The 22,469-nt window shown below is 41.2% G+C and carries 17 protein-coding genes; 1 reads left to right on the plus strand and 16 read right to left on the minus strand.

What is annotated here, in order from left to right; genetic code table 11:
- Positions 1 to 30: 30 nt before the first annotated feature.
- From E2P86_RS16270 to E2P86_RS16310, 9 genes are all read right to left on the minus strand, one after another.
- A complete protein-coding gene (locus tag E2P86_RS16270; RefSeq protein ID WP_134433765.1) occupies positions 31 to 1,533 on the minus strand; it encodes a retropepsin-like aspartic protease in 1,503 nt (500 codons plus the stop codon).
- 22 nt (positions 1,534 to 1,555) lie between these two features.
- Entirely contained in the window at positions 1,556 to 2,719 is a 1,164-nt protein-coding gene (locus E2P86_RS16275; RefSeq protein ID WP_134433766.1) for a TlpA family protein disulfide reductase, read from the minus strand.
- A 6-nt stretch (positions 2,720 to 2,725) separates the two neighbouring features.
- On the minus strand, positions 2,726 to 4,105 hold the full coding sequence (locus E2P86_RS16280) for a TlpA family protein disulfide reductase (RefSeq protein WP_085473286.1): 1,380 nt from the start codon (positions 4,103 to 4,105) through the stop codon (positions 2,726 to 2,728).
- Positions 4,106 to 4,126: 21 nt separating this feature from the next.
- Entirely contained in the window at positions 4,127 to 5,689 is a 1,563-nt protein-coding gene (locus tag E2P86_RS16285; RefSeq protein ID WP_166785211.1) for a PKD-like family lipoprotein, read from the minus strand.
- An 8-nt stretch (positions 5,690 to 5,697) separates the two neighbouring features.
- Positions 5,698 to 6,471 (minus strand): DUF4843 domain-containing protein, encoded by a 774-nt coding sequence (locus tag E2P86_RS16290; protein WP_085473288.1) that lies wholly within the window; start codon positions 6,469 to 6,471, stop codon positions 5,698 to 5,700.
- A 6-nt stretch (positions 6,472 to 6,477) separates the two neighbouring features.
- Positions 6,478 to 7,938, minus strand: coding sequence for a RagB/SusD family nutrient uptake outer membrane protein (locus E2P86_RS16295; protein ID WP_134433768.1), 1,461 nt, complete (start codon positions 7,936 to 7,938; stop codon positions 6,478 to 6,480).
- 9 nt (positions 7,939 to 7,947) lie between these two features.
- Positions 7,948 to 11,448 (minus strand): SusC/RagA family TonB-linked outer membrane protein, encoded by a 3,501-nt coding sequence (locus E2P86_RS16300; RefSeq protein WP_085473290.1) that lies wholly within the window; start codon positions 11,446 to 11,448, stop codon positions 7,948 to 7,950.
- 166 nt (positions 11,449 to 11,614) lie between these two features.
- Positions 11,615 to 12,748 (minus strand): FecR family protein, encoded by a 1,134-nt coding sequence (locus tag E2P86_RS16305; RefSeq protein ID WP_134433769.1) that lies wholly within the window; start codon positions 12,746 to 12,748, stop codon positions 11,615 to 11,617.
- Positions 12,749 to 12,833: 85 nt separating this feature from the next.
- Positions 12,834 to 13,394: an RNA polymerase sigma factor gene (locus E2P86_RS16310; protein WP_085473292.1), complete on the minus strand. Its 561-nt coding sequence runs from the start codon at positions 13,392 to 13,394 to the stop codon at positions 12,834 to 12,836.
- A 275-nt stretch (positions 13,395 to 13,669) separates the two neighbouring features.
- Between E2P86_RS16310 and E2P86_RS16315 the strand changes: the two genes are divergently transcribed.
- On the plus strand, positions 13,670 to 14,125 hold the full coding sequence (locus tag E2P86_RS16315) for a GNAT family N-acetyltransferase (protein WP_134433770.1): 456 nt from the start codon (positions 13,670 to 13,672) through the stop codon (positions 14,123 to 14,125).
- 14 nt (positions 14,126 to 14,139) lie between these two features.
- Here the strand turns inward: E2P86_RS16315 and nagA are convergent, their stop codons facing one another.
- From nagA to E2P86_RS16350, 7 genes are all read right to left on the minus strand, one after another.
- Positions 14,140 to 15,327 carry an N-acetylglucosamine-6-phosphate deacetylase gene (nagA, locus tag E2P86_RS16320; protein ID WP_134433771.1) on the minus strand — a complete coding sequence of 396 codons (1,188 nt, stop codon included), beginning with the start codon at positions 15,325 to 15,327 and terminating at the stop codon, positions 14,140 to 14,142.
- A gap of 40 nt (positions 15,328 to 15,367) precedes the next feature.
- Positions 15,368 to 16,696, minus strand: coding sequence for a putative oxidoreductase C-terminal domain-containing protein (locus tag E2P86_RS16325; RefSeq protein WP_240775530.1), 1,329 nt, complete (start codon positions 16,694 to 16,696; stop codon positions 15,368 to 15,370).
- 55 nt (positions 16,697 to 16,751) lie between these two features.
- Entirely contained in the window at positions 16,752 to 17,528 is a 777-nt protein-coding gene (locus E2P86_RS16330) for a 6-phosphogluconolactonase (RefSeq protein ID WP_134433773.1), read from the minus strand.
- Positions 17,529 to 17,631: 103 nt separating this feature from the next.
- On the minus strand, positions 17,632 to 18,696 hold the full coding sequence (locus tag E2P86_RS16335) for a LacI family DNA-binding transcriptional regulator (protein WP_134433774.1): 1,065 nt from the start codon (positions 18,694 to 18,696) through the stop codon (positions 17,632 to 17,634).
- Between the two features lie 162 nt (positions 18,697 to 18,858).
- Positions 18,859 to 20,205 carry a Gfo/Idh/MocA family protein gene (locus E2P86_RS16340; RefSeq protein ID WP_085473298.1) on the minus strand — a complete coding sequence of 449 codons (1,347 nt, stop codon included), beginning with the start codon at positions 20,203 to 20,205 and terminating at the stop codon, positions 18,859 to 18,861.
- A gap of 12 nt (positions 20,206 to 20,217) precedes the next feature.
- Positions 20,218 to 21,225: a Gfo/Idh/MocA family protein gene (locus E2P86_RS16345; RefSeq protein WP_134433775.1), complete on the minus strand. Its 1,008-nt coding sequence runs from the start codon at positions 21,223 to 21,225 to the stop codon at positions 20,218 to 20,220.
- Positions 21,226 to 21,236: 11 nt separating this feature from the next.
- A complete protein-coding gene (locus E2P86_RS16350) occupies positions 21,237 to 22,451 on the minus strand; it encodes an AGE family epimerase/isomerase (RefSeq protein ID WP_166785212.1) in 1,215 nt (404 codons plus the stop codon).
- Positions 22,452 to 22,469 lie beyond the last annotated feature (18 nt).

Here is a 22,469-nt window from a genome sequence, read left to right on the forward strand (position 1 = left end):
TATAATTAGTCCGTCTCCCAAGAGGAACCTCTACAGAGAAATTACGGTATTGTTTAAAAGTTTAATCTGAATCTTATTTCCGGCTTTTGAATCCGCACAAAACTGATCAATCACCGCTGGTTTCTTCTGCATACTCTGCGAACTGTGCTCTGCAATACTATGTATTACATCACCCACTTTTAGTGTCCCTTCCTGTGATGGCATACCGGTAGTACCTAAGACAACAAGCTGTCCCTTATTATCCCAGCCCATATGGAAACCGCCCAATACAAAATCTTGTGGGAAAGGGTATAACTTATTTGGTTGAAAAAACACTTCGTTTTCGGCTACATTAATGGTCATATTATAACGACTCAACAACCTTATACCGATGGAACCATCCGCGCCAGGGTTCCAGCTTTCATTATTACTACTTCCACCCATCAAAGTCACCGGTAAGCCTTTCATCGGCACAAGAGGAGAAACCGCAAACTGATAACTTTTCCCCATAAAGGTAGGTGAAGAAATACCCATACTTATTGTGGCCGCTTGCACTTCGGGTTTAAAACCCGACACTAACAGCTTATTGCTACGTACAAATGGCCGAAAGCAGATGAGGTCATACGATGCCCCCGTATCAAACACAAAATTACCGCTATAGCTCTTACCCTCTACAATATCCAACTGTCCAGGAAGAAGCATTACTCCAGACGGCATAGTTACCGCAACGGTATGACCTTCGCCCGAATAAGAATGTTCGCCAAAGCTATACAGGGACATTACATTACTGTCATAGTCAATATGAGTGATATACTTGCGAAGAAGTGTGTTACCAATAATGCCTTCCGCATGGTCTCTACCCATCTCTGGGAAGATCGCTATTCCCATACCGGTTAAAGTTAGCGTATCCAAGTACACGGTATTTCCATCCGAAACTTGGATCTGTTTATTTCCTCCCACCACGGACGCATTATTTTCACGCGTAACCTTTAAACCGATTTCATCTGCTAGATGTTGACTCACCGCCATCCCATCGGCCCCTGTATCAAACAATAGACGAATCGGTCGTTGAAGCGTATTAATCTTCAGCGTCAGAATAATTGACCCATTATAATTTTCAAAGGGGATCTTCGCTAATAATCGGGATTCCGATTCACGCCGAAGACCATACAACCAATCAAACAACGTGATATACATCAGCTTACCGTCAGAATCAAGTAATGCCTGACTTTTATCGATCTTACCATCCTTTTGCGTAAACTCTACATCATACAACATCCCCTTTTTTACCTTTCTATTCGCCAGTACCTTAACCGATACAGCGGAATAGTTTGTTAGAATTTGTTTCAACCGATATTGCGCACCTTCCCCAGTATTACCTGCAACAGCAAAAGATCCTGAAAGGTAGGGCAATAAAACCTGCTCTTGCTTCTGCTGAAAAGCTTCCTCCAAGGCCTCAAATACCGGTTTATTTTCTTGGGCTACTGTATGCACAGTTGTGACCAGAAATAAATACAAGAACGTCATCAAATGACGCTTTAAATGATATACCATTTTTAAGTACTAAAAGAATAACCTACAAACCATAAACACCTCGTAACGCAGCGTCAATAGCATCATCCGCTCCGGAAGAAGTAACGCGAAGCAAGATGTTCCCTTGGGCATCTAACAATATCTTGGTCGGAAATCCGCTAATGCCGTAAGCTTTAACAATGTCAAGTTTTTCCTTCCCAGCGTTGTTGAGAATATTGACCCAATGAATTCCCAACTCATCAATAGCTTTCTTCCAACTGGCGCTCGACTCTTCTAATGTCTTTCCACGTTCCTGTGCGATCCCAACAACCTCAAAGCCCTTATCTTTATACAGGGTATACAACGTTTTAAGATGTGGCATACTCGCGCGACAAGGACCACACCAGCTCCCCCAGAAATCCAATAAAACGACTCGGCCTTTTAAATCTGACAGCGCAAAATCTTTTTTATCAATTGTCAATCCTTGAAACTCAATAGCGGGTGTACCTTTTGCAGTGATCAACTCCTTACTTATCTTGCTTTTTATGTCTTGAGCAGCTTTTGTATGATGATATCTCGGGCTTAATGCAGCAAAAGCCTTCGCGTAGTCGTCTGATGTATACCGCGTTTGAAGGCGATACAACAAAAACAAACTCGCGTAAGCATCCGGATGTGCTGCAATAAAGGCTTTGTCCAATGCAGACTCCTTAAGCAATAAAGCAGACACCTTACTCATTATCTCTTTCCCTTCAGGCGATTCTGAGTTTACCTGCTGCGTCAATATTGGTGCAAATAGCGCCTTTACCTCACGAGAAAAACCGGCCTTTGATTGACGCAGATCATCATACATATTATTTTCCTGATCTCCCGACACCCTACCTAAGTCGAGCTCTTCAATCCGCGCGTTAATTACCAAATCGTCCCTACCAATGAAGAAATCCAACGGACGTTGCATCACATCGGGAGGTGTCTCCCCAATAGCCCGCAACTGTGCTTCTGCAACCGACTCCTGCTTGGGAACCCGAACTGAAAAATGTCCCTCAATCAACGTTCCTGTAAATGTTTGTCGCCTTCCATCTATATTTGAAACCAGCAACGCGACCTTCGATGCCTGATTTGGATGTTCAAACCATATAGTTCCACTGACCGTAACACTATCTCCTTGTGCTACAGTGAGCACAGGAAATAGCATAACAGTTAGTAAGAATAAAACCCAATTTCTACACATAACAACCTATTTATCGGCCAGAACCTTTTCGAGCAATTTTTTAAGCTCCGGATTTGACGGCCGCGGGGAGTCAATCGTCACAACTCGACCTTCCCGATCAAAGACCATAAAACGTGGAATTCCTTTAATTTTATAGTAGTTGGCAAAATCACCCCATCCGGAAGCAAAAAGCTGTAATCCACCCAGATTTTCATCTTTAATCATCTTCAACCATTTTTCTTTATCCTTCGCCTCATCGACCGATATACTCACCACCTCAACGTCCGTGCCGTGCATTTCTTCCTCTAGTTTCTTCAAATGTGGAATTTCAGCTTTGCAGGGACCACACCATGTCGCCCAAACATCGATAAGGACTACTTTCCCTTTTAGATCACTAAACTGAACGGTCTTACCGTTTTTATCTGGAAATGCAAAGTTTAATCCTTGATCACCCGTCTTCAACTGCGCCATTTCATTCATAATAGACATCGCCTTTGCTTTTTGTGCTGGCGTTAAGATATAGCCATTGTAAAGATCTGCAGCTTCTTTATAGGCCTTGTAATCCTTCTGTCTTGCCAAATAAGTCAGAACAAGATCTCCTTTCAAGGTATCATTTTGTAAAAAATTGAGATCATTCTTTAATCCAGCAACTCCTGGTACATACGCTAATTTCTCTAGACGTCGTGTAACAGATGACACGCCTCCTAAAGTGCGATTTCCCCAAGGCAACTGATAAACCAGAGACGCATTGCTAGAAAAATCTACTATGGAGAGGCTGTTATAATAATCAGAATACTCCTCAATTGACGGGTGAGCCGATCGTGGTGTATTCAAAAAATTAGTAGCATTAGCCGCTAAATCCCACTTAACATACGTTCCAAAGATATTATCAAACTTTTTGTTACCTGTTTTATTGCTATTGATAAAAGCTCCAGTTTGCTTACTCACTGTTTCTAGCACAGGAAAGAAATCTACAAAGGTACTTTGAACGCGTTGCCAGTTAAAAGCTTTTTGGTAAACGTCGTTGACCGTACTACTCCATTTTGACAACGTTACATTTTCCTTACTGTTATTCTTTCCAACCAATTCATATCCTGCGGCTGTTAAATTGACCTCCAATTGGTCGCCAGGTTTAAAATAAAACGTCGCATTGTCTGTTTGGCTACCTGGCGCACCCGTACCAATGGCATAGAATCCTTCATAGGGTGCATAAAAGTTAAATCCAAATTTTTTTCCTTCCTGCGGAACAGAACTGGCAATTTCAACCATATCTCCCTCGACAACTTTATAAAGCTTTACGGTTCTGGAAAACTCTTGGTCCAGCGTTCCTTTAATGGTCACAGGATTTTGGGCGTAGAGCCCAAATCCTGTCAATGCTGTTAATGCTAATGTTAAAAATGATTTCATATAAATTAGTTATAGCTTTCGTTAGTAAGAACTTGGATAGGTATACTCGCTCACAGACGGTGCGATATAAATTATGCTATTTGCATTTCCCTTACCAGTTATGGTCTGTACGGGTGTTGCTTCCAGATTGCCGGACACTTTATTAAACATCCGAATTTTGTATTCACTACCGGATTTTGTACCCACAATGATATAATTAAAACTGTATCCCGGACTTGCACTCTCCGTATATTTCAGGTGTTTGATAAATGTAACCACTTCTGAACCTGGAATTGCATACTGCAATTGCTCAAAGCCATTACTCAAGTTGCGACTATACACCTCATTGTTATTCACAAAGTAGAGGAGATTTTCATCTTCAACCAATAAGGTATAGTGACTTGCATCATACAATTTAGAAGACGGATTAATCACCTCGGGTGTAACGGTCAGCACAAATTTATCCTTCACTAAGTAACACAATCTCTTCACGGCAGGATCCGTCTTATCTTGCAAGATAGCGTATCCGATATAGCGGGAGTAGTAATCAGGGGCAGGTAAATAAACGCTACTTTTATACCCTAGAAACAAGGCCGTATGGTTATTATTTTTAGTTTTCAATGTATTGGTTGCTGCATCCGTATAAATCGTGAAAACTGAACCACTACCATTGCCAAGTGTTACAAAAGATCCACTTGTATTATCAAATAAAATAGGATCGGTTCCAGCGCTGGAGAACATATATTTCGACAATGCGTATGGACTGTTTGTGCCATCCATCATAATTCTATTTCCAAATAATCCAGAGTTAGCGCTCATCGCGTAAATATTAAACAATTGATTATCATTTAAAATATAGGTAGCGGCAGAGCCATTAAAAACAGCCGCTGCACCGTTCACAGGACGTGCTCCACCTAGAAAAATATCTTCCCTATTCCGGATATACTTCATCGTATTGATACCAATGGCTTGAATATCTTTACTGGTAGAAGCAAAGAGTGTTCGGGTATTCGCAAAAACATTTGGATTTAGGATATTCGTTTTGTAGTTCGTAGCAAAGCTTAAGAAAACACCAGTACCCTGAATTTTCTGTCCATTAACTTGGCTATACACATCCTCCATTTTTCCACTCACTGTATTGTTCTGTGGCGTTAAGTAAAGGTCCAGATCAGAATTTGTTCCATCATCCTTTAAGACATACCAGCCACGGGTAAACAATGTGCTCACAGTCAATGAAGTCGTTTTATATTGTGTATATCCGGTCTTTTTGTTTCGTGCCATAAAAACCAAAACCCAGCCTTTGGCTTCCTCTTTTACGAAATAGCTTAAATTTTGTGTTCGGGCGATCGTATCAAGAGGTTCAACTCTACCTTGCACATTGGTTTCATAAATACCCCAACGGTACTCCAACTCACCCTCCTTGTTAGATTTTGCCACCGGCGCTATCTTCACTGTATCTTTTTGCGATATGGCATTGTAGCTTGTTTCAATACCAGAAATCTCAATAAACTCGCCGTCACCGTAATCATAATTTCCCTTATCTTTTGCGCAAGAAAAGGCCATCAATAGAAGCAGGACAGCTGCGTAGTAATATAATTTTCTCATGTTGATCATTAATTAGGGAATGAAACTAACTCATTGTTTTCATCACGCATTGGTGCATCTGGATGCTTTTTGTTGTAGTCAATCAACGCCTCCCCCATTACAGACTTATAGTAAGTAATTTGGTCAGATGGGATAGTCGCTATAAAATTTTGATCCCATTTTTCGCCGGTTGTCTCAATCATAAAAGCATGTTTGCGAACACTATAGTTTCCAAAATAATACTGAGAAAAAGAAGCCGTCCATGCATTGGGCTTACTCAAGCGGTCCGTAAACTGAAGTTTACGCCACACCTTTGTTGGCTCACCTTTATCAAAATTTTCATTGGCGACAATCTCGAAACCAAGATTGACAGTTTTACTCTTGAGTTCACTGTCACGCAGTACAACAATGGGCACACGAGCATGTACGGAATCACTCTTAATTACATACAATGGAACAACAGCTGCATCGTCAAAAGCCACATAATGCTTGCCTGGAATGGCGTTTTCTACGCCCGGTAACTGTATTTGTTTCAACTTATAAGCGCGATCATTCTTTCTCACTTCGCCCAAAGTAAAAATGTCGAAATAAATGGTATCCCGCACAACATCAGCCGCTTCATAATAAAAGGTCTCTGCTTTCAAAGAATCCGTGTATGGATTGACGTTCACCAACGACGTTATTGGCGGACCAAATTGAATACGTGGAATATCATCGAAAATATAATACTGATCCTTTTTACAGCTGTATGATACCAACAATACCAACGCTGTAATTATATATAAATAGGTATACTTTTTCATGATTCATTAATTAATGGTCTCAACAGTCGGCATCGGTAATAGATAGTTAACAACAGCCGCAGCAGGCACAAATAATACTTGTGCTTTCGGTGCGTTCAGTCGTTTATACGCATAGAAGGCTTGTCCTTCTGCGTAGAACTCTTTGCGATACTCCTTAATAATCTCCAAAACCAAAGAAGGGTAATCTTGCGGATTTGCTATGTTGGATATATTGCGTGCTGTGCGAAAAGTTTTCAAATAGTTCACACCTTCGGCAAAAGGCGCTGTTTCAGCAAGGATAAGATACATCTCGCTCGTGCGCAATAAGGGCATCTGCTTATAATCGGTCGCATTGGTCACATTATCCGCCGTTACCCAATACTTTCTAATCACATTATTTGTGGATCCATTCGCTAACGTAATAATATTCCACAAGGATGATTCACGAAAATCTGTTCCCGTATTACCGTACAGTTGATTGCGGATCGTTGTTGCTGAGGTTCCCTTCTTATAGGTAGCATTACCAAAATTACCTGTATACGATTTCGCCATATCAAAAGCATAGAGACCCAGCAGGTGTTCCGTGGTTAAGATATAATTAGTAGCTGAATACTCCGTTCCTGTGGCCAGTTTAAACTTTTGCGAACCGTCCGCATTCTTCGCTTCCACCACCTCTTTCGCCGCAACATAAGCTGCTTCTTTGTTTCCATACCATAAATTCGCCCGGGCTTCAAGCGCTCTTATTGCATAATAGTTCATCCGCATATTGCGGTATGCAAAAAAGGTATCTGTTGGCCTAAAACCACTACCTGTACCACTGGTAATCGGACTCCGTACCTCGGCCATCGAGTAGGTGAGCAGCGGATCCACCGCTTTAATAAGCTCAGCGGCTTCTTTAATATCCGCCAACACTTTCATTTTAAAGGCATCGTAAGAAATATGCGCATTAATCTCCCGGTCAAAGTTTGTGACATAAGCCAGCTTATTTCCTTTGGTTGGATCCTCAGGAACCGGACCATAGAGACGCATAAGATCGAAATGGATATAGGCTCGCATAGCCAAACACTCTGCTTTAATGAGCTCATATAGGCCAGAAGTAATGAGTACCGACTTATTAGTTTCCAGGTTCTGAAGAATTGCATTTGCATGTGCAATAGTTGAGTACTGTCGCTCAAAAATGCGATTGAATCTATTAATGACGCGATCATCTCCGTAGTTAAACAATCCTAATTGCTGGTCTGCTGTATTTGTGGTGACATCCCAGCTGGAAATTAGCGACTCGATGGTACCATAAGCAAGCTCCTTTCCATACGTATCTAAGGTTTTTGCTGAAATATAAACACCGGTAAGGGCGTCTTTAAATCCCTGTTCAGTACTAAATTGTTCCTTTTCCGGAATTTGCGTTTTTGGCATTACATCGAGGTATTTTTCACAAGAGGTAAAAAATAAAGCGCCAACCAAAAATGATATTACTAGATAATTTTTCATGTTTCTTGCTTAAAAAGTTGCATTAATACTGAAGGTAAACTGTCTGGAGAAGGGGTAACTTGTACCACGTTCCTGACGAATGCTGGACAACACAAAAGGGTCTGTCATATCGAAACCTACGTTTACGTTTTCAAAGCCAATCTGCTTCACCCATTTCGAATAACGGAAGTCATACTGGAAGTTAAAACTGCGCGCATAAATGGTCTTTTCATCCTGTACAAAACGTGAGGTCTTATACGTTGGTGTTGTGTTTAATAATCCCTTGAATGGTGCGTAATCTCCTGGCACTTGCCATCTGCCTGTAAATACGCGTTCATCCACGTTATATTGGAAGGAACTCATCTCTACACGGTCTACCAGTGTTCTGTTATAAGCCTGTCCGCCGAACTTGTATCCCATTGCCGCGTTAAAGGTGAATCCTTTATAGCGTACCATCGTATTGAAACTACCCCACAATTTCGGGTCCGTATTCCCTACAGCAGCGACATCTGCGGCGCGCCACGTATAGGTCGGCGTTCCGTCTGCCGACAGGTAAAGCTCTTTCCCGGTACTTGGATCAATTCCAAGAGAGGGTACTACCCATATTTCATTGCTGGAATAACCTTCGAGATACATTTTACCCGGTGTATTTGGATCATCGCGAAGCACTTTTTGCGCATCCTTTAACGCCTGTGAAGTTTCCAGTACTCTGTTTTTATTATGGAAGACTGTTCCCGAAATTGCCCAAGTAACATTCTGGGGATCTTTCATTAAATAAACCGTTGCATACAACTCAAATCCTTTGTTTCGCAACTTTCCGATATTCGCTGTATAGAAAGAGAATCCGTTTGACGCTGGCGTGGTTATGGATGACACTAAATCCTTAGTATCCTCCATATAATAGTTTGCTTGTAGGAGAACATACTTATTAAACAAGTCTATATCAGCTCCCACATTATACTTCAAAACCTGTTGCCACTTTAGATCCGGATTTCCAATTCCCATCAAATACGAACCATTCCAGTTGTAGTACCGATCGGACGTATAGTATGCATAGGTCGTCATCGCCTGATAGGTATTAAATTTCGTAGAGCCGGATGTTCCCAACGATCCCCGTAATTTGAATCGATCCACAACACCTCCTTTTTGGAAAAAGGACTCTTCATGTAGATTCCACCCTAAACCCAGCGACCAGAATGGTGCAAAGCGTTTTTCCGAACCAAATTGTGAAGAACCATCCATACGAAAAGTACCATCCACAAAGTAGCGATTATCGTAGTTGTAATTGGCATTCCCGACAAAGCCGACAGTGCGATAGAAATACTCTCCACCGTTCGGTTTGCCGTCCTTCTCATACTGCAACGCCATAGATGGAAAATCGAGGTTCGCATTAGGAAAACCCTCTGCCAAGATGGAGATATTAGACGTTTTCTCCTGATAGGTATTTGCCTCAGCACCCACAAAAATCTGATGCTTTTCCTTAATCCGTTTGTTATAGGACATATTGATTGCCCCTTCGTAGCGCATACCATTATTTATGCCGAGTTCATAATCTCCTTTACGGAATACATCATCGCCAGTATAATTAGCGAAGGCGGTGTGTTCGGCTGGTCGGAAGGCATCATTCTGTCTGTCGGATTTGGTGAAGCTGAACTTACCCATCAACCGCAATCCTTGAGTAAGATTCCACTCAACTGCTGTTTGATTTGTGATATCGGTTTGGTTAGCCTTATTAAAAGTCCGCAGTGTAGCATTATACAACGGGTTGGTTGGCAACGTTTGCCAAGCACCGGAATAATCTGTCGTCCCGGGATCTCCCAAAAAACGATTTACATTCCCATCCGCATCGTAAGGGCTCCAATAGGGATTCAGCTTGACGTAATCCGAAAAGGTGCCATACGGTGAAATCGCGCTTTTAATATTGTTAATATTGAGATAATTCCGAAAGATCAAATCCTTGTAGGCATAGGATAAGGTGATCGACCCATTTATTGTATTTCTGGACGACCCTTTCATGACTCCTGCTGTATTGTTGTTCTGAATAGCTGCCGCATAGCGAAACTGTCCATCGCCACCTTCCAAGCGGAGATTGCTCCGTAAAGCATAGGATGTACGAACTGGAATAGCCAACCAATCCGTCTCCACGCCTCTATTTACTTCATCCAACAAGAAATTGTAATAACGTTTCAGCGGAATATCTGTACTCGCATTGGGAGAATTATACCGACCGGCCAATCGCTCCAGCTCCAATTTATCTTTTGCTTTTAGCAAATTATACCCATTCAAATCTGGCGCTTCTACCTTGAGCTCAGAACCGAAACTGATACGGAGCTTACCTGGCTGCGGCAATTTAGTCGTTATTACAATCACCCCATTTGCCCCACGGGAACCATATAATGCCGTAGCAGCAGCATCTTTTAAAATGGTGATTGAAGCTACATCATTTTCATTGATATCGATTAATGCTTGGAGACTAGACTGAAAACCATCCAATACGATCAATGGTGTATTAAGCTGGCTATTGGTTTCACTCTGTATTTCATTCACATTAGGAATACTGGAATTTCCGCGCAGCTGAACTTCGGGCAATCGGTTTGGATCACTACCAAAAAGGTTGTTATCAATAATATTGAACGAAGGATCAATATTTCTTAATGAAGTTACCAAGTTTCGTGAACCGTATTGACGCAGCTCCTTGGTGGTTACAGTACGAGAAGCACCTGTAAAGCTCTTATCTTCTTTCTTGAAAATACCGGTGGAAACCACAACTTCTTCTAGTTCTCCTTGTGCAACAGATAAAGTAACCACCTGAATATCACTAGTACCACGCATCCGTTGCGTAACCGTTTTGTAACCAATCAACTGAAAAACAAACTCTTGGTTACTGGCACTTATTGGTAACGTAAACTCTCCACGTTCGTTGGACGCTACACCTTTCTTCGGTTGTCCTCTCAAAGAAACCGTTACCCCTGCTAGCGGTTTTCCTTGTTCGTCAACAACCTTACCACGAACATAAGTTTGTTGTAATTCCACGACCTTCTCAAGCCCTCTCATCGGCAATTCCTTCGATTGTTCTTGTCGAACAAGAGCCTGGCTTTTCTTAATAACGATCGCCTTTCCGAAGTAATCAAATGTAAAATTATTAGTACGTAGCACCTTATTTAGTGCCTGTTCTAGTGGCATATTCTTTACGTCCACAGTCACACCTTGAATACCGGCGAGATCCGTCTTTTTGTAAAAAAAGGTATAGCCACTCTGTTTCTCAAAGTCCTTCAGAACAGCTTCCAAACTGGCCTTTTGACGTTTTAATGTCACTTGTTGCGCATAGGTATTCGCATTAACAGACGAAAGCCCTAAGCCCATTAAGAGAGCTACAAGGTTGATTTTCATCAAAGTTTTAGGTAGATATCGAGCAAAAAGGAAGCTCTTCTCGAGACTAATAATGTCTGCTTTCCAAGCAGCATGACGGAGATTTTTATGAGACAGGCTCCCCCGCCCCTTCTGCAAGAACGGATTTAAAAAAAAATTCATTAAATTCGATGTTTGGTTGTAATGATAAAATTATGATACGTTTGTTGACTTACAGCCTTAACTACTCGTCGGGTCCTGCGTCAACAGGATCCGATTTTTGTTTCTATAAACATCGATTTAGGTAGAGTTGTATCTGTGTTCCATATGATTCATTGTTAGGTTAATATTAATTAATAAGTAAGTTTATACGTTTATTTGATCCAACTAAAGCCTTTGTTTTCAACTCTGCATAATTTAACAACTCTACAAATTGATTCAGAGGTAAGTCCCGTGGAATCTTTCCTTTATATTGCGCTGCTGTACCTTTTCGTTCATACTGCACATCGACATCATACCATCGAGCGATTTCCTGTAATACTGCTTCTGTATTTGTTCCGTCAAAACAAAACTGCCCATCGACCCAACTAAGTACATCCGCTACATTCACCACATGCACATCGATTCCAGAAGCAGTAAACACGGCTTGTTCGCTTGGTTTTAACCGCCTATTTTTAACCGCAAGTTCATTGTGACCACCAACATTGACTGTTCCTTCTACCAGTGTTGTCTCCGTCTGTTTATCTTCTGTATAACTCTTCACATTAAACGTCGTTCCAAGAACTTGTACCTTCTGTTGTTTCGATTCTACAATAAATCGACTCTTAGTCGTCGTTTTAGTTACTTGAAAATATGCTTCACCCTCTAATTTCACAACACGATCTCCATCTCCAAATGAAGATGGATAAGTTAATTTCGAATCCGAGTTCAGCATTACTTTTGTACCATCTGTCAATGTCAATCGATAAGTTGCTCCTTTTGGAACACGTAGGCTATTAATTTGAACTTTTTCCTTTCCACTTTTTGCATCCAGATAACGAATCTGTCCTTGTGCATCCTTCGTAATAATTGACTCCCCGACCTGTACCTGTTGATTTGTACGCAATTGATCTAAATCAATCTCTTTGCCATTGTCTAACAAAATCACAGCACGTTCTTGGGCTGGACCAATTTCTGCCAGCAGGGTATTACTCGCCAACTCCTCCGCACCAAAATAACGTAGACCGAAAAAACCAAGTGCAAATGCTAGAGTGGCAGCAACAGACCACTGTAAAACATAGCGTTTAATTTTTAATGTACGGTCTCTACGTATCGAACTTAGCAAACGAATCTTCGCCTTTTTTTCGGTTATAGATAATTGCTCTTCATCCACAATCCCGCCCTCCGAAATCAGATCATACCAATTTACAAGGTCACGCTTGTCCGTTTGTTTAAGATTCAAAAAGTTAGTTAGCTGCTTATAAAAAAGCTTCGCGTCCTTCATAAAATGGTGTAAATGTTAGTATAGTCTGTTACTAAGTAAGTGTAGAAAAAGTAGAGGAACTTCTACTTGGAAAATGATTTTTTTATTAAAAAAGTAAAAAAAGACCCGTTACATCACGTAAACGCTTGATAGCCTTATTGATATGCTTCTCCACAGTAGACTCTGAAATTTGCATTTTCTCTGCAATCTCTTTATTAGAAAGGTATTCTGAACGGCTGAGTTTAAAAACTTCTCGACACTTTTCAGGTAAATTTTCAATCTCATTGGTTACGATATCAATAAGATACCGATAATGTAACCGATCTTCTATGGCTATAGTTTCGTCTAAAATATCAAGTTCTTGAAAATCTATGCTATCCGTCTTAGCTAGTTGCTTGCGAAAATGTGCCATAATAAGATATCGACATGACGAATATAAGTAGGCTGGCAAAGAAGTAATCGACGCTAGATTATTACGGTTGCGCCATAGGGATAGAAACAAGTCATGGAGGATATCTTCAGCGACCGTGAAGTCAGCAACCTTAGCATAAATATGCTTACTTAAATCTCGAGCGAAAAGGTCATAAAGCTCCGAAAAGGCACGTTCATCGTTCTTTACAACTCGATCTAAAAGATTTCGATAATTAGGTAATCCGCTCTCCTCCATTACTAATACGCCGCTAAACTTAATAATTATTTAATTCACTACATTTAATTTTTTTTATTAAACCGATTGCTAAGGTAAATAGCAGGCTTCGGCGGTATCCTATGTAACGGAAACAATCGATATTTCGAGTCAAATATAAAATAAAATGAATAATCTACCAAAACAGTAGACTATTCATTTTGCAAATAAAGTGCCCGAGAGCAACTCACATGAACAAAAACCCGTACACCAATCGTATCTTTACACGCACAACTTAAAAAACACAATTGTCCGTTATGGATTTACAAACAAGCTACCTGGTAAAAAATTTTGAGGCACTTTCCATCGAAGAGTTATACGCATGCCTACAGCTACGCAGTGAGGTTTTCGTTGTAGAACAAAACTGCCCTTACTTAGATATCGATGGTAAAGACCAAGAAAGTTATCATCTATTTTTGTATGCGAATGGAGATCTAGCGGGGTATACTCGTATTTTACCAGCCGGTCTGTCCTTTTCAGAAGTTGCCATTGGTCGGGTGGTTACAAGTCCTAAGTTTAGAGGTAAAGGATTAGGCTCTATTTTGATGCAAGCATCAATTAATGCATGTTTTGATCTTTTTGGGGCATGTGATATTCGGATTGGCGCACAATACCATTTATCAAAATTCTACCAGTCACTAGGCTTTGAAGAAGATGGATCTCCGTATGATGAAGACGGGATTCCTCATATCGAGATGATGCGCAAATCGTAAACAAAAAAATTAGCTTAACAGGTAGAAGCATACTTAATGTCGCCCAATACCATGGTCATGCCGATATTAATATCGGCATCAAAGACAACAATATCGGCATCTTTACCTTTTTCCAATACCCCTTTTTTATGATCGATTCCCATAATACGTGCAGGTGTTTTGGTCATCATCGTAATCACCTTGTGGAGAGGAATATCCCCGGTTTTCAACATGGTTCTCACCAACCTGTCAGCCGTTGCTACACTACCGGCGAAAGCACTTCTATCCAGAAGTTTTGCGACTCCATCTTCAATCACTACCCGCAAGCCTGTATTGATATTTCCTAAAACACTTTCACCTTCCGTCATACCTGCCCCACGCATTGCATCTGTTATCAAGGCAATTCGATCGGCCCCTTTTATTTTATAAATGAGCCGCAATAAAGGCATCGGTAAATGGATACCGTCTGCTATTATTTCAACATCCATCTCGTCAATTAAATAGCCGGCTTCGACAGCGCCTGCGTAGCGGTAGGCATTCCGCCGAGTTACCCCAGACATAGCAGAATAAAAATGAGTTGCAAGATTGTAACCGACTTTAAAACCCTCCCAAACCTCCTCATAAATTGCATCAGTATGCGCCAGTGCAAGTACTTTACCCTTAGACCTTACATAACGACCAAAATCGAGGGCTCCTGGCAATTCGGGCGCCGCACTCCATCTCGCGATAACAGGAGAATAATCAAGGACTCGAACATACTCATCTGGATCGGGATTACGTATATATTTCGGATCTTGCGCCCCCCGCTGGCTCATAGCAAAATATGGACCTTCCAAATGCATCCCCATCAACTGCGCTCCTTTATTATTGCACTTAGCAGCCTCAGCATATGCGTCTAATGTTTCGAACAACAGAGAAACCTCACTCGTTAATGTTGTAGGATACAAAGCCGTTGTACCATATTTCACATGCGTTTCAGCCACCGTCAGGAAAGCATCCACCGTTCCATCCATAAAATCTGCACCTCCACCTCCATGAACATGGATATCGATAAAGCCTGGGGAAACGTATTTCCCGTCAACATCGATACGTTCTGTATCCGCACCGATACTTGGCACACCTTCACCTACCTCAAGGATGATATTCCCTTCAATATAAACATAGCCTGGATCTAAAATACGTTCAGGTAAAATTATTTTTCCATTAACGAGGATCTTCTTCATAACGTTATGCATCAAGCTTATTCATTTTTAAACTATCTAGCTATTTTACACGCTCTCCTTTTGTCGCCTTTTCTAAAGCCATTGTCGTAATGTAGTACTTAGTCAACATATACGACTTCTCCCATGCAGGTAATTTACCACGCTTCACGTAGTCAAAAAACTTATTGGCAACATGCGCAAAATGCTCCTCATGTCCTTCTCTTAAACGATCAGGAATCGCTACCCGAAAGCCATCGTCAAAGTCATGCAAGGCAATCCCCGGGTATAATTTCTCTATCGCCGCAAAACCGCGATGAATCCGTTCTTTTTCTTCCGCACTGAAGTGCTTTCCAGCATTTGGTTCTATATATAATGTTGGGGCAAAATCTTCCGCTTTTCCTTGTTTAATAGCAACGACACATTGTGTTCCCCTAATTTGTGAGAGGTGGGTGTCACCATTTCCCGGGTCCGCTTGAAAATTCCATTCCACAGCAACTTTTACATGCGTTCCCTTGAGTGTGTAATCAATTTCCCCATTAGCATACACAGCCAACTGTCCTTGTTTTATATCTTTTTCTAAAAAATCAGCAAATTCGCTATCACCGGTAGACATTTGATACTGCGCCTTGGATATCAAAGTGGGATACCGTGTTGCCTTCCATATTTCTACATCTCGCTTGTAATCAAAAACAACCTCAGGAAAACATTGCCATTGTACCAAATCGATACCATGGGTCGTTACATCTACAATTCCGTCTCCCTCCTGCTCTACATCATAATACCAATTCGGACGGATCAATGGTTTTCCCGACACATTTTTATAGAAATGATGTACTGATTTTTTCAAAATTGCAGGCTCTTCCAAGCTTCCCTTTTGCAATGCTCCAAATACCATTGGGCTCTGAACCAGCTCCTTTTGGAGAATCGAAAAAATATTATACCGCTCCGTCATGATATCATAGAGAAGCACCCCTTTATCCTCAGCAAGCTCAAAAGCACGACGAAGCTCTTCAAACCCCTCTTTATTTATAGCCATGGGCTTATCTGAAAGCACATGTAAGGAAGCGTCAATAGATTGATAAATATAATCGGTCTTCTTTTTATTGTTTCCGGCCAATACCACCACATCGCCGATCTTGTCCCGCTTCATTTGTTCCAAAAAATCCGCGTTAGTATACACCTTCATCTTCCACGCCGTTGGATCCGCTGTCCGTTCATTATATCCTCGCACTAAATTTAGATATGCCTGAACTTCAGGGCCGACAGGTGCATAAACGTAAATCTGAGTGTCAACTTCATGAAGTTTATTCTTTTGGATTAATGATGCGTGGAAGTGGCCAGGATCCAGCACGACCAAACGTAGGCGGTCACCAGATTTATTTTCTTCCATTTTACATCCATTTATCGTTATCAGAAATATAAAAAAAATAAAAAAATTCTTCATGCTATTCCTCCGTTAATTTTTCACCACTTTGCTGATCGATAAACATTTTAGCATCATTATGTGTCCGTAAAATACTCGACGGCACATCAGTTTCTATCGCTGAATGAACCGTCGCATAAACAGCGTCCGCCTTTGTTGCTCCAGGAACCATGCAAAATAAACTGCCGCCTTCCATGAGGGCTGGAACAGTAAGTGTAATAGCATGAGTCGGGACAACTTCCAGAGCTGGGAAACAGCCATCGTTCACTTGTTGTTGTCTGCTCTTCAAATCCAGATCCACAATCTTCACCAAATAAGGATCGTCAAAATCTGCGACATGCGGATCATTAAATGCAATATGTGCATTTTCTCCAATGCCCATACACACGAGGTCTATTTTGTTTGCTCGCAGTAAATCTGCGTATCGCCGACACTCCTCTTTCGGATTATCCGCGAGCCCGTTAATAAAATGAACATGACCGATTGACACCTTTTCAAAAATGCTTTTCTTTAGAAAATGACCAAAACTTTGAATGTGATCCGTTGCTAGTCCTATATACTCGTCCATGTGAAAAGCTTCAATGCGTTGCCAATCAATTTCTATATCATTGGAAAGACCAATTAGAAATTCCGTTTGGGAGGGCGCAGATGCAAAAATTATTCGAACAATTCGCGTCGGGTCCTGTTGCAAACTTATAATCTTAGCTGCAGCTAAAGCAGCAGCGTGTTTTCCCAATTCTTCTCTGCTTTGAAAGGTGTAGACATGTAGTTTTCCAACAACCTGCTTTTTTGCTTCCATATAATAACTTCAATAGGTTTAAATAAGGTAAAAATTAAAACGTGTAGGTACCCGTAAATTAAACGAACAATGACAGCACTGTTCATTCCTTTTCTAAGGAACCTTAATTTTTGTAAAATTGTTGGTTTTCGCGATGAATAATATCGATAGGCATAAAGTACTCTTTCTCCTGCTCCTCTTCAAACATCAAATAACGATACAGAGCCTTAATACCTCGATAGGCTTGTTCTTGTGGTTTTTCACAAATTAAGAAATCAATTACGCCCTGATTTAGATACGCTATATTACTTTTCAAAAAGTCATAGCCAATTAATAAAATATCAGATCGTTTTATCTCTTCTAAGAACTGTGCAACCAAAGACACCCGGGAGTTCGTAACAAATATTAAGCGTAAATCAGGCGTCTTGTCCAGCAAAGCGCGAAGGGCTTTTTTGACCGCAGGATAGGACGTATTATACAGATTCTCTTTTAATATTTTCCGTTTTCCATTGGATGCAAAATATGCAGTAAACCCTTCCTCCTTACGCAAAATATGGTGATCCGAATCAATATCTTTTGCAATATTCAGCAGTAAAATTTGCTTATCTTCTTCCACAAGATAATTTACCAAATGCGCTGCCGTTTGACCACTATGAAGTAAGTTTGGTCCAAAATAACTCAGACTATTTTGCGTAGGTATATCAGAGTTGATAAACACAAAAGGAATATTCTTTTTTTTGCAAGCTTGCGTAAAAGCAATAGTTTCCTCGACAAAAGCAGGTGCCAATAAAAGTCCGTCCACATCTTCTTGTTTCAAGATCTTTTTAGTCTGCGCTATAAAAGAGTCCTTATCATTCATATCATAAAAGAATTTAGACACCTTTACGTTATACAGTTTTATTTCTTTCTCGGCCTGATAAATCCCTTGCAATGGAACGTCCCAATAATCAGTCTCTTTGGATACTGCAGGGATTAAGGAATAAAGGTGCATGGTCTTCGAGGAAGCCAATCGGCGCGCCAGGATATTAGGTTGATAATCCAACTCCTCAATAATCTCCATTATACGCTTTTTTGTCTTTTCGGAGACGCCTGTTCTGTTGTGTAAAACACGATCTACTGTAGCAATGGACACATTTGCCCTTCTAGCAATCTCTTTTACTCCCCCAGATTCTTTTTCCTTTTTTTTCATATTCCTTTAGTATAACCAGTCTTATCTTCTCCCAAATGCTCCTGCACGTGGAGCACCGTATATATCATCCCTCTTGATGAAGAGCCTACCTAATTTACAATAATTTTTCAGCTTTATGGTGAATGTATCATGTAAAATTACTGTAAACCTCTTATCCATCATTTACAATCGCGGCTCCCAGCCTTTTTGGTACTCACGGGACCAATACTTTTGCATCGCTTCTTTATTGTTACGAATGCGTCCTGTTTTCGGATCAATATCAAGACTTTGACCTGTCCGCTGTGCGATATTACCCAACTGCACAAGGAGTGTGCTCTTATGTCCGCCTGTAATATCCGAGTTTAGCGATTTCCCATCTTTTATTGCCGCAAAGAAATTTTGTATATGGATCGCATCTAATTGTTGTGAGGGATTCGTTAGGCTAGCTGCTTCCACCTTCGTATCGTCCTTAATTTCCTTGACAAGATTGCTATTTAAGTCATAGATTCTATAACCATTATCACCTGATATTTGTAAAGAACCTTTGTCTCCATAAAAAATCACTCCCACAGTAGCTCCATCCGTCTTAAGACCATTGCAGCTTCGCCCCTCCCATGTGATCATCGCATTATTTTCAAATTCCATACCGATCACCTGTGTATCTGGCGTTTCCCAGTCATCACGATAAGCAAAACGTCCTCCAGAAGATGTTACACGTGTTGGGTATTCTTGTTGCAAGCCCCATCGTGCTAAATCGACAAAATGTGTTCCATTATTCAATGCTTCTCCTGTGCCCCATTTCCAAAACCAATGCCAGTTATAGTGTAAAATATTATCCTTAAAAGCTTGTCTTGGAGCAGGCCCCTGCCACAGGTCAAAATCTAACCACTCGGGAACAGGTGTCGTTTTCCCAACACCAATCGAAGCTCTATTGTTCGTGTACCATGTGCGTGCAAAATAAGCTTTCCCGATTGTTCCTGCGTGAACCTCCTGAATTCCAGCGACCACATTTGGCCAAGAACGCCTCTGATTGCCCATCTGGATTACATTTTTATACGTATTGACTGCTTCAACCAATAACTCTCCTTCGTGCGGATTATGGCTACATGGTTTTTCCAGATAGACGTGTTTCCCCGCTTGCGATGCTAAAATCGCAGCCGGAGCGTGCCAATGATCTGGCGCAGCAACCACTAAAGCGTCAACATTCTTGTCTTCCAGAGCACGACGAAAATCACCCGTTGTTTTAGGTTCATGGCGTTGCCGTTTCATTACCTCTGGCATACAATTATTTAGAGCGCGTTTATCAACATCGCATAGGTAGACTACTTGCGCGTTGGGTTGCATCGCAAAATTACTGGCTAGGGCTTTTCCCCGCGCATTGACCCCCATCATTGCAATGTTTAACCGCTCGTTAGCACCGATTATATTGGCATAGCTTTTTGCCGTAAAAGAAGGTAGTATGCCCCCAAATGTCAATGCCGATGTACCAATGACGGCCTTCTTAATAAAATTTCGACGTGATTCTTCCATACTATATCAAGTTTAAGCGTTTATTAATGTTATCGTTTTTCCATGTTGACGTTTGCTTTCGTCTGCAGCCTCAATAAAAGCACAAATCTCGAGCGTTTCGGCGGCTGAAACAGGCGAAATTCCGGTATCAAAAAAAGCCACAATTTCCTCCAACAAAGCATCATACCCCTTGAACTGTCCTAAGGTTATATTTCCTTTCTCTCCAAATACCATTCCCCCAAAATCATGCTTCCCTTTTCTGATCCCCCTAAACGTTCCAACACGACCGTCCTTCCACTTCCCCACCACCAAATCTACGTCAGGCGTGTGGAAACGCGTCACATTTTCACACCCTGTCCCCATAAGTGCAAACAATGTCTCAATGCCGTGGATACCATACCAATAAAAATCTGGATGGGTAGGCTCTAAAGTAGCAGGACTGAAGGTTTCTGCCCCGTACACCGCTCCTATACTTCCAGCCTTCACCTCCTTTACTTTCTCCATGAACCGCAAAGAGGAAGAAGAGAATACAGGAACTTTATATTGCCGCGCAAGTTGAAATATCTGTTGGGCATCCTGATACGATGCCGCAATGGGTTTGTCAATGAAAAGTGTTTTTCCGGCTTTGATGACAGGTGTGGCTTGCTCTAAATGCACACGTCCATCATTACTTTCCAACAACACGACATCCACTTTTTTTAATAATTCCGCAATAGTTCCGACAATTTCTACGCCCGCAGCACTAACCTCTTCCACGTATTTTGGCACACGACTGATGGCAGAAGGTATATCTTTGCTTCCTTGTGCAACAGCGGCTACTACTTTATAATTTCGAAAACGGGGGTCAGCATCGACCGCATTAAGCGCCTTAGTAAAGGCAACACTATGCGAAGTATCCAAGCCAATAATTCCAACACGCTTGCGCTGTTGTGTCGAAACTAGAGATTCAGAAAATTTGCCCTGTGGGCCTAACAACCCGATTCCTAACGAAGCCATAGCTGTCGTCTTAATAAAGCCTCTTCGGCTAAGATCGTTTTTCATCGTAATTTGGTTTATATAGTATTCTTTAATATCCTATCAAGAGACAACAAACTAAACATTAAATGCCGTGGATGATGATAGTTTTCAATCCTATATCCGACATCCAGTTTATCCATTTTTCGTCCGCCTCCCAATTTCCAAGGTTTGTAGGGCAAATCGTGACGGACAAAGTATTTCTCCATGTAATTATAGGTCTTCCAGAACCACGTTTTAGCCCAACTATCATCTTGTTCTTCCCACAATATCAAACACCCAATCAACACTTCCTCCTGAGCCCACAAAACCTTATCCGTTAAAAAGTGATAATCGTCCACATGATTCAAACAGTGAAAAAAACCGCCGTGTAAATCGTCCCACGCAACCTCTACATGTTGCTTAAATCGTTGGGCCGCCAACTGGAATAAATCAAAATCGTGACGTCGCATAGCCTCATCCAAAACCATCCATAAAGCTTCTATTGCATGCCCTAAGTACACAAACTGTTCGTATGATACGGGCAAATCATTCCCAGGCTTGGCTTGTAACTCCACCATCAACCCATGGACAGGATGTACATGTTTCGTTAGTAAAGCGTCTATACATTCCGTCACAATATTATTCAGTTCCAAATCAGCTTTATACCGCAGCATTCCGGTACAGACATGTAGAATAATCATATAGTGCCCTAAAACCTCGGATGCCTCCCCATACAGGGGATCCGGACGATATTCCAGCGCATAACGATATGCAGGATCTTGATACCACTCAAATGCTTCCAAGACCCGTTGTTTAGCAAATATCCAATAAGACACATCATCTGCAGCCTCTGCATAAGCCGCAAATGCCTCTGCAACAAAAAGATTGCCGTAGATATCTCCTGGTCTTTCTTTTAAATCGACTCCCTCATGATCGTATGACCACGGCCAAAACTGCTGTGCAGGAGATTTCACACGAAGTAATAAATCCAATGTTTGCTTCGCTTTCCTTAAGTACAGGGGATTACGGTCGAAATTTTGATATAAAAAACTATAAACCCAGGCTCCTCGGGCGTCATACCATGTTCTTTTATTCGTACCCAATATTTCACCGCTGTACGTGGTGTTCCAAAAGAAACCACCATGCTGCTCATCAAAAATAAATCGATCTAAAAAAGGTAAATAATCTTCGAAAAGATACGACCTATACGCCTTAATGAGCTGCCTTAATCGGGACTTCTTCTGGCTAGATCTGCCTATTACTTCCTTCATTTTTATGATATAGCTCAT

Origin of the sequence: Sphingobacterium psychroaquaticum (assembly GCF_004421025.1) — a bacterium.
GTDB lineage: Bacteria > Bacteroidota > Bacteroidia > Sphingobacteriales > Sphingobacteriaceae > Sphingobacterium > Sphingobacterium psychroaquaticum.

Coding starts and splice junctions, on each gene's coding strand:
- E2P86_RS16335 (WP_134433774.1), bottom strand. CDS start 18,696: ATGAAAAAAAAGGAAAAAGAATCTGGGGGAGTAAAAGAGATTGCTAGA.
- E2P86_RS16350 (WP_166785212.1), bottom strand. CDS start 22,451: ATGAAGGAAGTAATAGGCAGATCTAGCCAGAAGAAGTCCCGATTAAGG.
- E2P86_RS16340 (WP_085473298.1), bottom strand. CDS start 20,205: ATGGAAGAATCACGTCGAAATTTTATTAAGAAGGCCGTCATTGGTACA.
- E2P86_RS16310 (WP_085473292.1), bottom strand. CDS start 13,394: ATGGAGGAGAGCGGATTACCTAATTATCGAAATCTTTTAGATCGAGTT.
- E2P86_RS16315 (WP_134433770.1), top strand. CDS start 13,670: ATGGATTTACAAACAAGCTACCTGGTAAAAAATTTTGAGGCACTTTCC.
- E2P86_RS16330 (WP_134433773.1), bottom strand. CDS start 17,528: ATGGAAGCAAAAAAGCAGGTTGTTGGAAAACTACATGTCTACACCTTT.
- nagA (WP_134433771.1), bottom strand. CDS start 15,327: ATGAAGAAGATCCTCGTTAATGGAAAAATAATTTTACCTGAACGTATT.
- E2P86_RS16345 (WP_134433775.1), bottom strand. CDS start 21,225: ATGAAAAACGATCTTAGCCGAAGAGGCTTTATTAAGACGACAGCTATG.
- E2P86_RS16290 (WP_085473288.1), bottom strand. CDS start 6,471: ATGAAAAAGTATACCTATTTATATATAATTACAGCGTTGGTATTGTTG.
- E2P86_RS16300 (WP_085473290.1), bottom strand. CDS start 11,448: ATGAATTTTTTTTTAAATCCGTTCTTGCAGAAGGGGCGGGGGAGCCTG.
- E2P86_RS16305 (WP_134433769.1), bottom strand. CDS start 12,748: ATGAAGGACGCGAAGCTTTTTTATAAGCAGCTAACTAACTTTTTGAAT.
- E2P86_RS16275 (WP_134433766.1), bottom strand. CDS start 2,719: ATGTGTAGAAATTGGGTTTTATTCTTACTAACTGTTATGCTATTTCCT.
- E2P86_RS16270 (WP_134433765.1), bottom strand. CDS start 1,533: ATGGTATATCATTTAAAGCGTCATTTGATGACGTTCTTGTATTTATTT.
- E2P86_RS16285 (WP_166785211.1), bottom strand. CDS start 5,689: ATGAGAAAATTATATTACTACGCAGCTGTCCTGCTTCTATTGATGGCC.
- E2P86_RS16280 (WP_085473286.1), bottom strand. CDS start 4,105: ATGAAATCATTTTTAACATTAGCATTAACAGCATTGACAGGATTTGGG.
- E2P86_RS16325 (WP_240775530.1), bottom strand. CDS start 16,696: ATGGAAGAAAATAAATCTGGTGACCGCCTACGTTTGGTCGTGCTGGAT.
- E2P86_RS16295 (WP_134433768.1), bottom strand. CDS start 7,938: ATGAAAAATTATCTAGTAATATCATTTTTGGTTGGCGCTTTATTTTTT.